This window comes from Streptomyces sp. NPDC005774, from assembly GCF_042871645.1.
Taxonomy (GTDB): Bacteria; Actinomycetota; Actinomycetes; order Streptomycetales; family Streptomycetaceae; genus Streptomyces; species Streptomyces pratens.
On sequence record NZ_JBIAIV010000093.1, the window covers coordinates 1 to 13,126 of the forward strand.

The 13,126-nt window shown below is 67.4% G+C and carries 8 protein-coding genes, 4 pseudogenes and 1 riboswitch; of the genes and pseudogenes, 5 read left to right on the forward strand and 7 right to left on the reverse strand.

Going from position 1 to position 13,126, the window contains the following annotated elements; translation table 11 throughout:
* Window positions 1-636 precede the first annotated feature (636 nt).
* Window positions 637-1,450 (forward strand): annotated as a pseudogene (locus tag ACFYQA_RS38235) (transposase family protein).
* A gap of 381 nt (window positions 1,451-1,831) precedes the next feature.
* On the forward strand, window positions 1,832-2,896 hold the full coding sequence (locus tag ACFYQA_RS38240) for a type III polyketide synthase (RefSeq protein WP_388928246.1): 1,065 nt from the start codon (window positions 1,832-1,834) through the stop codon (window positions 2,894-2,896).
* A 126-nt stretch (window positions 2,897-3,022) separates the two neighbouring features.
* On the opposite strand, the gene ACFYQA_RS38245 is transcribed toward ACFYQA_RS38240, so the two are convergent.
* Window positions 3,023-4,228: a cytochrome P450 gene (locus ACFYQA_RS38245; protein WP_388928249.1), complete on the reverse strand. Its 1,206-nt coding sequence runs from the start codon at window positions 4,226-4,228 to the stop codon at window positions 3,023-3,025.
* Window positions 4,229-4,846: 618 nt separating this feature from the next.
* Window positions 4,847-4,996: pseudogene (locus ACFYQA_RS38250) on the reverse strand (IS630 family transposase); the annotation flags it as partial.
* 158 nt (window positions 4,997-5,154) lie between these two features.
* On the opposite strand from ACFYQA_RS38250, the gene ACFYQA_RS38255 reads away from it, so the two are divergent.
* Window positions 5,155-5,397 carry a WhiB family transcriptional regulator gene (locus ACFYQA_RS38255; RefSeq protein WP_388928264.1) on the forward strand — a complete coding sequence of 81 codons (243 nt, stop codon included), beginning with the start codon at window positions 5,155-5,157 and terminating at the stop codon, window positions 5,395-5,397.
* A 314-nt stretch (window positions 5,398-5,711) separates the two neighbouring features.
* Here the strand turns inward: ACFYQA_RS38255 and ACFYQA_RS38260 are convergent.
* A pseudogene (locus ACFYQA_RS38260) lies at window positions 5,712-7,213 on the reverse strand (carboxylesterase/lipase family protein).
* 123 nt (window positions 7,214-7,336) lie between these two features.
* Window positions 7,337-7,657: pseudogene (locus tag ACFYQA_RS38265) on the reverse strand (M24 family metallopeptidase); the annotation flags it as partial.
* A 62-nt stretch (window positions 7,658-7,719) separates the two neighbouring features.
* Between ACFYQA_RS38265 and ACFYQA_RS38270 the strand changes: the two are divergent.
* Together ACFYQA_RS38270 and ACFYQA_RS38275 are read left to right on the forward strand one after the other, a co-directional pair.
* On the forward strand, window positions 7,720-7,995 hold the full coding sequence (locus ACFYQA_RS38270) for a helix-turn-helix domain-containing protein (RefSeq protein WP_388928252.1): 276 nt from the start codon (window positions 7,720-7,722) through the stop codon (window positions 7,993-7,995).
* Between the two features lie 631 nt (window positions 7,996-8,626).
* Entirely contained in the window at window positions 8,627-9,586 is a 960-nt protein-coding gene (locus ACFYQA_RS38275) for a DUF5996 family protein (RefSeq protein WP_388928267.1), read from the forward strand.
* 91 nt (window positions 9,587-9,677) lie between these two features.
* Here the strand turns inward: ACFYQA_RS38275 and ACFYQA_RS38280 are convergent, their stop codons facing one another.
* Genes ACFYQA_RS38280 through ACFYQA_RS38290 form a run of 3 tightly spaced genes read right to left on the reverse strand, consistent with a single transcriptional unit; the run spans window position 9,678 to window position 12,609 of the window.
* Entirely contained in the window at window positions 9,678-10,463 is a 786-nt protein-coding gene (locus ACFYQA_RS38280; protein ID WP_388928255.1) for an ABC transporter ATP-binding protein, read from the reverse strand.
* Complete coding sequence (locus tag ACFYQA_RS38285; protein WP_388928258.1) at window positions 10,460-11,575, reverse strand: FecCD family ABC transporter permease; 1,116 nt, start codon at window positions 11,573-11,575, stop codon at window positions 10,460-10,462. The genes ACFYQA_RS38280 and ACFYQA_RS38285 overlap by 4 nt, the downstream gene beginning before the upstream one ends.
* Window positions 11,572-12,609, reverse strand: a complete 1,038-nt coding sequence (locus ACFYQA_RS38290; RefSeq protein WP_388928261.1) for an ABC transporter substrate-binding protein — start codon at window positions 12,607-12,609, stop codon at window positions 11,572-11,574. The genes ACFYQA_RS38285 and ACFYQA_RS38290 overlap by 4 nt, the downstream gene beginning before the upstream one ends.
* 50 nt (window positions 12,610-12,659) lie before the next feature.
* Window positions 12,660-12,785: riboswitch (cobalamin riboswitch) on the reverse strand.
* Window positions 12,786-13,126: the final 341 nt, after the last annotated feature.

Below are 13,126 nucleotides of genomic sequence, written 5' to 3' on the forward strand. Positions count from 1 at the left end.
CAGCAGCGGCAGCAGAGGGATTGGCGGCAGGAGGTCCAGAAGCGCCGCCGACATCGGCCCGGATCCCGCTGCCGGCCTTCCACTCACGGGCGTACTCCTCGAACCGCATCGCCCCGTACCTGGCGATCCGTTCCCCCTCCCGGCCTGACCGTGCAGCGCGGTCTTCCTCGCGTTATAGACCTCCGTCAAACGCGCGGCGGCCGCCTCCTGGGTGGCGAACCCGGACTCCTCCACCTGTTTCCCCGCCGCCGACCGGAACCGGGCCCTGGACGGGTGCGGGCACCTCGACCACCGCGACCGTGGATGCCCACGGCCCTTGAAGAACGACCCCATCCCACGAACCAACGCACCAGAAGGCATGGACTGCTGGCCCCCGACGACCGATGCTGACGGGTTACTGACCAGCAGGGGGCCGGGACGGTGCTGATCAGCGAAAATGCGTACAGGACTCGCTATGTTCTGGAACTGAGCCTCTTCCAACCTGATGTTCTTGAGGTCCAGTCGGTCGGCTGTACAGCGTAGCGAAGCTCCTGGTGGACGGGTTCTCGACCAAGATCACCCGTGTCCGCCAGGAGCTTCGCGTGCTTGTCTACCCTTCCCCAAGCTCTCAGCTTCTCCCCCGGCTACCGCTGGGAGGTGCCCCCAGAGCAGGGGAGACCCCAATCGATCGATCTGTCCAGCCGCACCCTGCGCTACCTGACCGGGCATCTTCGCGCCCGGCGCCGCGAGATCGGCACCCGCCGGCGGCGACTCCCGGCGGGCCGCCAGGCCCTGCTCGCCCTGGCCCATCTGCGGTGCGGGGACACTCCCCCAGCCTCCGGCCGGGGGCACCCCCAACGCTCAGCTCGCCGCAGGGTTCCGGATCGGTATCGCGACCGTCTACCGCTACATACGCGAGGCCATCGATGTCCTCGCGCCCCTCGCCCCGCCACTGGCCGAGGCCATGAACAGCATCCGCACGAAAGCGTTCGTGAATCCTGGACGGCACGCTGCTGCCGATCGACCGGATCGCCGCCGACACCCCGTACTACTCGGGGAAACATAAACGCCACGGCATGAACGTCCAGGTCCTGACCGATCCCTTCGGCCGGCTGCTGTGGGCCTCGCCCGCACTGCCGGGTTCCCCCCACGATCTGACCGCCGCCCGCACCCACGGCATCATCGACGCGCTCGAAGACGCGGGCCTGAAGTGCTGGGCGGACAAGGCGTACCAAGGCGTACCAAGGCGTACCAAGGTGCCGGGCGTCACATCCGGATGCCCTTCCGTGGGCGCAAGCTCAAGCGCTGGAAACGACGGCACAACAGCACTCACGCGAAGATCCGCTGCCTCGGCGAACAGTCCATGGCGACCCTCAAGGGCTAACGACTCCTGCGGAAGCTCCGCTGCAGCACCAACCGGATCACCGGCATCGTCAAGGCCGTCGTCGTCCTTCACCACGCCTCAACCTGAGGTTGGAAGAGGCTCATTGGCGCCGAAGTTGCGGGAACCGACGGGTTGTGGCAGGAAAACCAGGCAATTATGTGTGCGATCCGTGGTGTACCTTCACGGCGCTCTGTTCGACATGCGACTCACTCACGGCCGCCGTAATGTGAATCCGGTGGCCAATCGCGCTGTGGAGGAAAGTTCTGCCTAAGCGACGAAAACGAAGCAGGTGACAGGCCTACCCGCGGTCACTCCCAGGAAATTGACGTCGGATCAATGAATCCCGCGTGTGGTCGTTACATGCGGAATGGCGTGTTGTGATGGTGCAGCGGTTTCCATTCGGCAGATCTGTCTCTCGGCTCTGGCCAGGGCCGCATGGTGTGACCATTCTCCACTAGGAGGAAGTCTATGGCGGTTTTGTGCAAACCAGCGATCGCGGTCCCCGAGTACGTCATCACCAATGAGGAAACCCTCGAGTTGGCCCGGAGGTTGCACGGCGACCATCCGCAGATCAACCTGGCCCTCCGCCTGATCGAGAACACGGGGGTGCAGAAACGACATCTGATACAGCCGATCGACAAGGTGCTGCGACACCCTGGGTTCGATGCCCGCAGCGCCGTCTACGATGCGCAGTCCAAGGCGCGTGTACCCGCGGTGGTACGCCAGGCGCTCGATCAGGCCGAACTGGAACCTCAGCAGATCGACTTGATCGTCTATGTCTCCTGCACCGGCTTCATGATGCCGCCGATGACGTCGTGGCTCATCAACAAGATGGGTTTCCGCCAGGAGACGAGGCAGCTGCCGATCGCCCAGCTCGGGTGTGCTGCGGGAGGCGCCGCGGTCAACCGGGCCCACGACTTCTGCCAGGCTTACCCCGATGCCAACGCGCTCATCATCGCCTGCGAGTTCTGCTCGCTGTGCTACCAACCCACCGACCTGGACGTGGGATCGCTGCTGTCCAACGGCCTCTTCGGTGACGGCATTGCTGCCGCCGTGGTTCGGGGGAGCGGCGGCACGGGGATGCAACTGGAACGCAACGGCTCGTATCTCATCCCGGACACGGAGGACTGGATCTCCTATGCGGTTCGTTCCACGGGTTTCCACTTCCAGCTCGACAAGCGTGTGCCCGGGACCATGGAGCCACTCGCTCCGGTGCTGTGCGCCCTCGCGGACGAGCACCAGTGGAACGCGAGCAAGATGGACTTCTACGTCATCCACGCCGGCGGTCCGCGCATCCTGGACGACCTGAGCTACTTCCTCGACGTGCCGTCCGAGGCATTTCGCTTCAGCCGCGCCACGCTCACGGAGTACGGCAACATCGCGAGCGCGGTGGTCCTCGACGCCTTGTCGCGCATGTTCGACGAGGCATCGGCTCTCGACGGACACCGAGGTCTGATGGCCGGCTTCGGTCCGGGCATCACCGCCGAGATGTCGCTGGGAACCTGGGTTTCGGGTTCCGAAGCCGGGGTCTGAAGTCCGTCCCTCCGGCTCCCGGCCCGACCGGCCGCCCCGTGCCGACCTGCGTCCGGGGAAGGCGACCGCAACGGCTCCTGCCGGGCACCGACTGGCAGGAGCCGTCGGCCCCGGCGCGAGCCGCAGTCACCAGGCGACCGGCAGGGCGAGCGGAAACCGCCAGATCGACGTGGTGTTCCAGCGCACCTCATCGGCGGGCTTGGCCAGCTTCAGGCCGGGGAAGCGCTTCAGAAGTGACCCGACGGCCATCCGGATCTCGGCGGAGGCGAGGGGGGCACCGAGGCAGTGGTGCCCACCCCAGCCGAACGTCATGTGCGGGGGAGTGGTGCGTTCCAGATCCAGCCTGTCAGGCCGGTCGAATTTCCGTTCGTCCCGGTTGGCCGTCAGGTAGGAGACGTGCACGATGTCTCCTTGCCGGATCGTCACGCCGCCCAGTTCCACGTCTTCGAGGGCCACCCGGGGAATGCCCACGCCTTTTCGAAAGGGGATGAACCGCAGCAGTTCCTCGATGGCCTGCGGAAACAGTTCAGGGCGGGAGCGCAGCATGGCAAGTTCTTCTGGCCGGGAGAGCAGCGTGTAGACGATGTTCCCGATTTCGTAGGTGGTGGTGTCCTGCCCGGTGATGAGCAGAACCATGGCCATGACGGCCAGTTCCTGGTCATTGAGGATTTCGTCACCGTCACGGGCGGTGGCCAGCGTGCTGATCAGGTCGTCGCCGGGGTCCTTGCGTCGCTGGGCCGTCAGCGTGGCGAAGTAGGAGCGGAGTTCCGCCTTGGCCTTCACCGCGTTGTCCCGGTTGTCGAGGCCGGTGTCCATCATGGTCCGCGCATGAGCGCGCAGTTGCGAGCGATCGGCTTCGGGGATGTCGAGGACCTCGCAGATGGTGGTCAGCGGCAGGGGGCCCGCCAGATGCTCCATCAGGTCGGCAGGTGAACCGTGTTCCGTCATCCGGTCCAGCAACTCGTCCACGACATGCTGGACCCGCCTCTCCATGTGCTCCATGTGACGGGGAGCAAAGCCCTTGGAGACCAGACTGCGCAGCCGGCTGCTGGCCGGTGCATCCATGACATTGATCGCCTCGTCCTGGACGATCGGCTCAGGAGTCATGCGCGGGAAGTTCCGGCCGATGATCGCCTTGCGGCTGAAACGACGGTCCGTCGTCACCGTGCGCACATCCTCGTAGCGGGTGACGAGCCAGGCTTCACCCTCTCCGTAGGGCAGCCGGATACGGCTGATGGTTTCTCCGTCCAGGAGCTGCTTGAGCGTCGGATCGAATTCAAGGGCCTCGGCAAAGTCGAATGCGCAGTCCCGTGTGGTGGATTTTGGTTCCATGCATAACTCCAGGTAGTGGATCTGACCTGTGGATCAGGCACCTATTCGGCTGGACGGGCCATGGATGCCCTGTCCGTGGGAGTGGCACGCATGAAATATTCTCGATTAGCCCATACGAAGTAAAATCGATTCATTTGCCATCTTTGGGCCGGTGCCTACCCGGGCCACGGGGGTGTCGACTTGGCTTTCCCCTGTCCGTGGGGTGGTCATCCGGATCGTTCGGGTCGATGGGAGAGACGGGCCGTGGAGGCTGGGACTTCGTTGATACGGCGGGTCCCGGTTCCATCAGAGCCTGACACGTCCTCGCCGCTGCACCCCACCACCCTCCCCCGACCAGTAAACAGAAAAGTTATTAATCGGCAGCCCTCTGGGTGATGTGGTGGTGCGAGAACGTCCGAGGTGGATCACGCGGCGCCGTCTTCCTGGCGTTGTAGACCTCCGTCAAATGTCCAAGGGACGCCTCCTGGGACGCGAACCTGAAGTTTTCCACCTGCTTCCCGGCCGCCGACCGGTAACGAATCTTGTACGCGTGAGGGCACTTCGACCACCGCGACTGCGGAGGCTCACACTCCTTGAAGAACGACCCCACCCCACGGGCCAACGAACCTGAAGGCAGGGGCGTTTCGATGCCTGATCGATGCGGTCGAGTCTGGCGTCGCGTTCGGGGGACTCCTTCCAGATCTTGGTGCGCTGGAAGGTGATGCCGCGGCTCAGGGGCAGGCAAGGTAAGGCTTCACATCCGATCCGGATGACGCGTTCGTGCGCGCGGGGTGGTGCTTCTCCAGGCGTGAAGTCTGGAGAAGACCTGCCGCGAGTTGTATGCTGGTCCGCAACCTCTGCCGGGTCTTTGGTGCTGCAAAGCGCCAAAGGTGTTGTTGAACACTGCGTAGAGGTGTGCCGTGTCTGGCTCATTCCCCGAAGATCACATGGCGCCGGACTGGCGCGATCAGGCTTCGTGCATAGGCGAGGATCCTGAGATTTTCTTCCCTCTGTCCGACTCCGCGTCGCCCGGAGACGAGGCTTACCTCGCCCGGACCATATGCCGTCGCTGCTCGGTCCTTCTTGCCTGCCGATCATGGGCCATCGATCATGGCGAGGACGACGGGATCTGGGGTGCCACCACGGCCGCACAGCGCAGAGCGATTCGTCGAGCGCGGCTTGGGCCGTAGAAGTGGCCTGGTCGGTAAACCTGCTGGTGGCGGCGCCGTGGTGCACGGTCGGCCGGGCCTTGCCGGCGGGAACCTCAGAGGTGTTACGGGAATGCGGCTTCTCGGTCACCGTCTCCTGATAGCCCGACGTGTTCTTCGCCTGCAGGATCACCAGGCTGACAGTTTGCTGACCGGGAGGGGTTTGGGGCGCAACCGACCTGCGAAAATGAGTGCAGTTCTGGTGGACTTCCTCAGTTGGAAAAGTCGAGCATGCCGGGTTCGGGGTCGACGGCGGTGACATGGCCGACGAACTCGGCGAGGTGAAGTTCGCCTGTTCACGGGCACAGGAGTGGGAAGTCGGTTTCGGCCCGAAGAACACGGACAGCAGCGGGTTCGCCGTCATTGGCGTCGTCGTCGGTATTCCAGATTTTGGCCTGGACGGTGGAGTTGTCGACCGACGGCCAGCCCGGGTTTCCGGTGGCAGCGAAATCGGCCCAAGCGCGCACCACGCGGCGTGCCAGTCCATGGTCTGCGGGGGTGGGCGCGCCGCCGATGAGGAAGGCCAGGCAGGCGTTTTCCAGGTTGCCGAAGGCGAAGGGGAGGTCCGGACAGTGCCAGGCCCGTACGATCCCGTGCGGACCGGTGCGCCGCCGATCGAAACGCGACAGGAATGTCCGGCCGCCGGCTTGGGCGTGAAGCTCGGCGAGCCGGTTGCTGTACTCGCCGAACAGCAGATCACCGAAGATGGCGAGGTGGACGTCGAGCGCCGGGGCATCGGGCATCGCAGCGCGATAGCCGGCCGGCAGGCCGTCGGGGAGGCCGAAGTCTTTCGTGAAGAGAGCGAGCTGTTCATCGGTGGTGATCTTCGCGCTGCTGCCGGCGGCGTCGAGCAGCCAGTATTCCTCCGTGGTGTGGCAGACCAGCAGGTCCACCTCCCGGGTCGCACCGGCGGCCATTCCTGTGAGGGGGTCGGTGGGCAGAACATCGCCGTCAAGGACCGGAGCGTAGAGCGAGGGGTCGTAATGGCGGGATCCGGAGGCGGGGTCACGCCGGTAGTCGTCGACCACCTGGTCGGAGGCGATGACCAGGGCCTGCGGAGTCGCGGAGCTGAGGCCTTCGGGCGTGGCGGGGCAGCCCGCCGCCGCAGCGACCTCGCGAGTGGTTGCCGCAGCGATCTCGAGCGGGTGGCAAAGGCCGGCTGCGCTGTGAGCGATGGCACGATGGAACAGACCTCGGGCGCGGTCCATCACATCAGGCAGGCGACGGAAGCGGCTCCGGAGGATTGGCCGGCAACCGTGACGTTGCCGGGATCGCCACCGAAGGCGGCGATGTTCTCACGCACCCAGCGCAGAGCCGTGACCTGGTCGAGCAGGCCCCGATTGTCCGGGTGGGCGGGGAATTCGCCGGCCGGGACGTGGCCGAAGCCCTCGGAGCCGAGCCGGTAGTCGAGGGTGACCACGACCAGACCGGCGCTTGCCGGCACAATGCCGTCGAAGTCGGGTTGGGCTGAGGATCCGAAGGTGTAGACACCGCCGTGGATCCAGACCAGGACAGGCAGGCGGCCACCATTGGGAGCCGGAGTCCAGATGTTGACGGTGAGGATGTCCTCGTCGTCAGGAGACCACACGGGTGCACCGGACAGTTGTGCCGACCGCGGGGCGACTGGACCGAAGTCCGTACAGTCCCGCACCCCTGTCCATGCCTGCGCCGGGAGAGGTTGCCGGAACCGGTTGGTGCCGAACGGCGGGGCGGCGTAGGGGATGCCAAGGGCGGCGACGACGTCGGCAGAGGTCCTAAAGCCTTGGACCAAACCGCTCCTCGTCCTGAAGGCGTCCATGGAGACCGCCTCTCACTGCATGCCAAATCGCCGGGGCGGGCGGGGCTTCAGCTTTGCATCGCCCGGCGTGTCAAGAACAACACTGAGATCGTCACGGTTGACGCACCGGTGATGTCAATTCCTCCCGTCGAGTTCGGCTCCGCAGTCGATGCTGGCCAGGTCGCCGTCGCGCAAGCGGTAGTCGTCGGGGATGCCGTGCACGAGGGCGTCGTTGACGGAGGCGCAGATTACCCCTGGGAAGGGGGTGGGGGCGAAGGAGGGCTGATGGCCCAGGAACGGAGAGCGCGCCCCGGCCTTGGCCAGGACGGTGCGGGCGGCTTCGTCGGGCTCGTGCAGGCGGACCTCCACGGCTGCCGCTCGGCGGGCGGCTGCGAGGGCCTCGGCCGCGACGCGTCCGGCTTCACGCATCGTCTCCAGTGCCGTGTCGGTCTTGATCTCCACCATGTGTCGTGACTTCCTGCGATGCGACGCTACCCAATAGTTATACCGGTATTAGTATCACGGGTATGGTGAGAGCTCCTTTGAGCCCGCAAGAGCGGCAACGTGGAGAACGGTTCGGGGCCCTGCTCCGCGAGGCCCGCGGTGACCGCAGCATGGTGGCCGTGGCAGCGGCGGCCGGGGTGTCCGCGGAGACACTTCGCAAGATCGAGACCGGCCGGGCCCCGACCCCGGCCTTCTTCACCGTGGCGGCCCTGGCCCACGCGCTGGACCTGTCGCTGGACGGCCTGGCCGCAGCCTGCGCAGAGGATGCCGACGGCGGTGGCCAGGCCATGTCGGCATGAACGTCGGGAGACCTGCCGTCCGACCGAAAAACGGATGTTCCTGACATGGCGCGGACCCTCGGGTCAAGCCCGGAGGACTTCGAGAGCGGACCGCTTGACCTGACCGTGCGGCGCCGTCTTCCTGGCGTTGTGGACCTCCGCCAAACGCCCGACGGCCGCCTTCCGAGTCTCCTCCACCTGCTTCCCCGCCACCGACCGGTGACGGACCTTGTACGGGTGCGGGCACCTCGACCGCAGATGCTCACGTCAGTCCTTGAAGAACGACCTCATCCCACGAACCGACGCACCAGAAGACGTGGATTGCTGACCCCGGACGACCGATGCTGACAGATCAAGGCTCAGGGTTCGGCGAGGTGAAGGGGTGCGACGGGGCCCCGCTGCCCGCCCCCGGGCTGCCGCCGGTGCTACTGAAACCGCGAGGAAAGCTCCGTTGACCTGCCGAAACACCTGAGCCCCGGTGGTCGCCGGCCGGGCTTCAGGGCGGCGGTTGTCCGCTACCTGTGTTCGCGCAGCGCACGCCGATAGGCCTTCCGGGTTCGACGAGGTGCCGCACCTGTCGTGCGTGGTCATCATGGTCATCCAGGCCTCGTCCGGCCATCAGGAGCGTGGGGCGGGAGGGAAAGGGATGACAATGGAGCTGTTTCCGCCGATCCCGCTCGACGAGTGGCGTGACACCAAAGAGACTCTCCATCGCTTCGCGCAGATTGTCGGGAAGATCCGTCTCGCTGCCGGCGCTCAACGTAATCACTGGTGGAATGTCCCGTTGCACCTCACGGGGCGTGGCACCACCACTCGTCCGACGGGACAGGCCGACGGTCGTCCGATCTTCACGATGGACTTCGACTTCGTCGCGCATCAACTGGTTGTTTCGACTCTGGACGGGCGGGAGATCTCCCTCCCACTCATCGGTCAGTCCGTGGCGTCCTTCTACAACACGGTCATGGACTCGCTGGCCTCGCTGGGCGTCCGGGTGCAGCTCGCCGTACCCAGACCCTTCGACCTCCCCGATTCCGGCCGGCCGTTCGCCGAGGACACCGAGCACTCGACCTACGATCCCGCGCAGGCCAACCGCTACTGGCGGGTTCTCAGCCAAGTGGCTTCCGTACTGGAGGAGTTCGCCGCAGGGTATTCGGGGAAGGTCAGCCCGGTGCACCACTTCTGGCACACCTTCGACATCGCGCACACCCGGTTCTCCGATCGTCGCATCGAGCAGCCCGAGCAGATCGACCCGGTCACCCGGGAGGCGTACTCCCGGGAGGTGATCAGCTTCGGTTTCTGGTTCGGGGACGACACCTTCCCCGAGCCCGCGTTCTACTCCTACACCGCTCCGGAGCCCGCGCACCTGGCGGAGGAGCCGCTCCGGCCCGCGGCGGCACGCTGGCTTGACCGCGGCGACAGCCACCTGGCCGTGCTGCGGTACGACGAGGTCCGTACCGAGGACGACCCGCGCGCCGGCGTACTCGCCTTCTACGAAAGCGCGTACCGGGCCGGCGCCAGGCGTGCCGGCTGGGAGATCGAGCGGATGGCATGCCCTGGCGGGGTGACGGACCCGCAACTGCGGACCCACGGGCCCGGTACCGCGTCCGGCTGAAGCCCGCACGGCCCGGGGCGGCTGCGCGTACGGTCGCGAACTCGGCATGCGACACCACCAAGGGCTCCCGCAGCGTGCAGGCAGGAGCCCTTCACATGTGTGGCTCTTCGGGGAGGAACGTCACCTGCGGGGCGCCCGTGCGCGGGTGGGGGGCGACTTCCGCTGCCACCCCGTACACCTCCGCCAGCAGCCGGGGGGTGAGGACGTCGGCGGGCGGGCCGCAGGCGGTCACTTCGCCGTCGCGCAGGACGTAGAGACGGTCGCAGTAGTAGGCGGCCAGGTTCAGGTCGTGCAGGGCGAGCAGTACGGTGGCGGGCAGTCGGCGCAGGGTGCCGAGCACGTCCAGTTGGTGCCGGATGTCGAGGTGGTTGGTGGGTTCGTCGAGGACGAGCAGGGTGGGTTGCTGGGCGAGGGCGCGGGCGATGAGCACCCGCTGGCGTTCGCCGCCGGAGAGCCGGTCGAACGGGCGGTCGGCCAGATGGACGGCGTCGACTGCCACGAGCGCGGAGTCGACGAGTTCGGCGTCCTCAGGGGTGTCGCCGGCCAGCAGCCGTTTGTGCGGGGTACGGCCCATCGCGACGACCTCGCGGACGGCGAGGTCGAAGTCGGCTGCCGACTCCTGTGCCACCGCCGCCACGATGCGGGCCAGTTGCCGCACCGGCAGCGCCCAGGCGTCGCCTCCGTCGACGAGCACTTGGCCGGTGTCGGGGCGCAGGACGCGGTAGACGGCGCGCAGGAGGCTGGACTTGCCGCTGCCGTTGGGGCCCACGAGCCCGATGGTCTCGCCCGGGCGGGCGGTCAGGGAGACGTCGTGCACCAGGTGGCGTGCTCCGGCGGTGAGCGTGACGCCGTCGACGGAGAGTTCGGTGGCGGTCATGCCGCTCCTCGGCCGGTACTGCGGCGGGCGTCCCGGCGCAGCAGCCACAGGAAGAACGGCCCGCCGCACAGGGCCGTGAGTACGCCGACGGGGATCTCCATCGGAGCGGCGATCGTCCGCGCGGCGATGTCGGCCCAGATGAGGAAGACCGCCCCGCCGAGTGCCGCCGTGGGCAGCACCCGGCGGTGGTCGCCGCCGACGAACAGGCGCACGATGTGGGGCATCATCAGGCCGACGAAGCCGATCGGTCCGGTCGCCGCGACCAGTACGCCGGTCACCAGGGAGAGCAGGACGAACAAGCGGGCGCGGAACCGGGCCACATCCAGCCCCATCGTGGTGGCCGCCTCCTCGCCGGCCAGGAGCAGGTTCAGGTTGCGGGCCTGCACCATGAGGACGCCGATGCCGAGCAGCAGGGCCGCGCTCGGCAGCCACAGCGTGCCCCAGTCGACCCCGCCGAGCCCGCCGAGGGTCCAGGCGAGCACCGCACGGGCCTCGTTGCCGCTGTCGGTGGTGAGCAGCAGCAGATCGAGCACCGCGGTGAGCACCGCCGCGATCGCCACACCGGACAGCACGAGCCGCGCCGAGGTGATGCGTCCGCCGGTGCGGGCGGTGGCGTAGACGAGCAGCAACGCGCCCAGGGCGCCCACGAAAGCGGCCACCGACAGGGACACCGGCCCGAACACGGTGACCCCGAACACGATCACCGAGACCGCACCGAGGGACGCTCCCGAGGAGACGCCCAGCAGGTACGGCTCGGCGAGCGGATTGCGCACCAGGGCCTGCAGGGCGGTGCCCACCACCGCCAGTCCCGCACCGGCCACCGCACCGAGCAGCACGCGCGGCGCCCGCACGTCCACCACGATGGTCTCCCGCGCCCGCGACCATTCGGGATCCTGCCAGTCGGCGCCCAGTGCGTGCGTCACTATGCCCCACACCTGGCCGGGCGGGACCTGGACGGAGCCGATCGCCAGGCCCGCCGTGGCGGACACCATCAGCAGGACGGTGAGCACGAGCAGCGTGACGGCCCACGTCGTACGGCCCGCCCCCGGTCTGGCGGGCCTCTGCCGTGGCACCGGCCGCCCGGCGGACGTGCCGGTGGCGGTGTGGGTCACCGGAAGCTCTCGGGGTGCAGTGCGCGGGCCAGGTCGTCGACCGCGTGGGCCGAGCGGATGCCGATCAGGGTGGCGGTCAGCGGCAGGACGACGAACCTCTTGTTCTTGACGGCGGGTACGTCGGCGAGGGCGGGCCGGGAGAGGAGGAACCGCTTCTTCTGCTCGACGCTGCCGGCACCGGCGTAGTCGTAGATGGCGATGACCTCGGGCTTGCGTGCGACGACCTGCTCCCAGGAGACGTCGCCGAAGACGTCGTCGAGGTCGGCGAAGACGTTCTTGCCGCCGGCCAGCCTGATCAGTTCGGTGCCCAGGCTCCTGCCGCCCGCGGTGAAGGCGGTCTTGTCGCCGCTGTCGTACACGAAGACGGACGGTTCGGGCGCGCCCTCGACGGTGGTGGCGGCCTTGCCGACGCGACCCTTGAGGTCGGTGACCAGCCTGTCGGCCCGGTCGGGGACGCCGAAGATCCGGCCGATGGTGCGGATCTCGTCGTAGGTGTCCCGCATCGTCACCCGCTTCTTGCCGCAGTACTCGCGGTTGAGATGGGTGTCGATGCCGGCGTCGGCGAAAGCCTTGCGGGAACGGCCCTCGTTCTCGGCGAACGCGCTGCCGTAGCCGCCGTAGACGAGGTCGGGTTCGGCGTCCAGGACGGTCTCGAAGGACGGTTCCTTCTTCGCCAGTTCAGGGAGGGACTCGTAGTCCTTCTCCAGTTCAGGCAGGACGGCGGAGTCGGGGAAGGCGGTGCCGACCATACGGTCCTTCAGACCGAGGGCGAGCATGAGTTCCGCCGGGTGCTGGTGGATGGTGACCACCCGGGACGGCGGCTTGTCGTACGTGGTCTTCACACCGCAGTTGTCGATGGTGACGGGGAAGCCCCCGGCCGACGACGCCGTGGTCTTCGGGTCCTGGACGGTGCCGTCGGACGAACCGCAGCCGGCGGCCAGCAGAGCCGCCGCCAGGGCGACGGCCGCGGCGCGCAGGGACCGGCGCCTGCGGGCAGGGGGGAACGAAAGGGGACGGGGCATGCCGTCGTACACGTAGAGCCTCCTGGGGAGTCCGCGCTCCTCGGAACGGGCCCGCGACGGACCAGTGTCCTGACTCCCGGATCGACGCTCCCCCTGCCTTCCCGCGCGGTTCACGCAGTGGCATGTCGAGGGGGTGTACTCCCCGGTTACAGTGGCGGGACCGTGCCGGATTCGCACCGGCTTCCTGTCTCCCGTCGCGGCGATGACCAGGTCATCCTACGTTCCGCCGAGTCGGAGGTGACAGGGCCTGCCCGCACGCCCCGTATACCGTCCCCCTCTCGCGCCACGCCACCGGGCGTCTTGCCGTGACGCGGTGCCCACACCCACCGCCCCACTGCTCGGGCGCTGTTCCGTCTTCGCCTCGCCCGCGCCCAGGCCGTTCTCGGCGACCGGGCCGACTGCTTTCGATCGCTCGCCACCTCCGAGCGAGAACGCAATGCCGTTGTTTGAAGGTTCATTGAGTTGGTAGTGACGGACTGAGCGTCGCGCCGTTATGCGGGGTGTGCATCCGTGGAGCGGGGTATCTGAG

Excerpts from the sequence above, each read along its gene's own strand:
- ACFYQA_RS38270 (WP_388928252.1), top strand. The coding sequence starts at position 7,720 with ATGGTGAGAGCTCCTTTGAGCCCGCAAGAGCGGCAACGTGGAGAACGG.
- ACFYQA_RS38240 (WP_388928246.1), top strand. The coding sequence starts at position 1,832 with ATGGCGGTTTTGTGCAAACCAGCGATCGCGGTCCCCGAGTACGTCATC.
- ACFYQA_RS38255 (WP_388928264.1), top strand. The coding sequence starts at position 5,155 with ATGGCGCCGGACTGGCGCGATCAGGCTTCGTGCATAGGCGAGGATCCT.
- ACFYQA_RS38280 (WP_388928255.1), bottom strand. The coding sequence starts at position 10,463 with ATGACCGCCACCGAACTCTCCGTCGACGGCGTCACGCTCACCGCCGGA.
- ACFYQA_RS38275 (WP_388928267.1), top strand. The coding sequence starts at position 8,627 with ATGGAGCTGTTTCCGCCGATCCCGCTCGACGAGTGGCGTGACACCAAA.
- ACFYQA_RS38245 (WP_388928249.1), bottom strand. The coding sequence starts at position 4,228 with ATGGAACCAAAATCCACCACACGGGACTGCGCATTCGACTTTGCCGAG.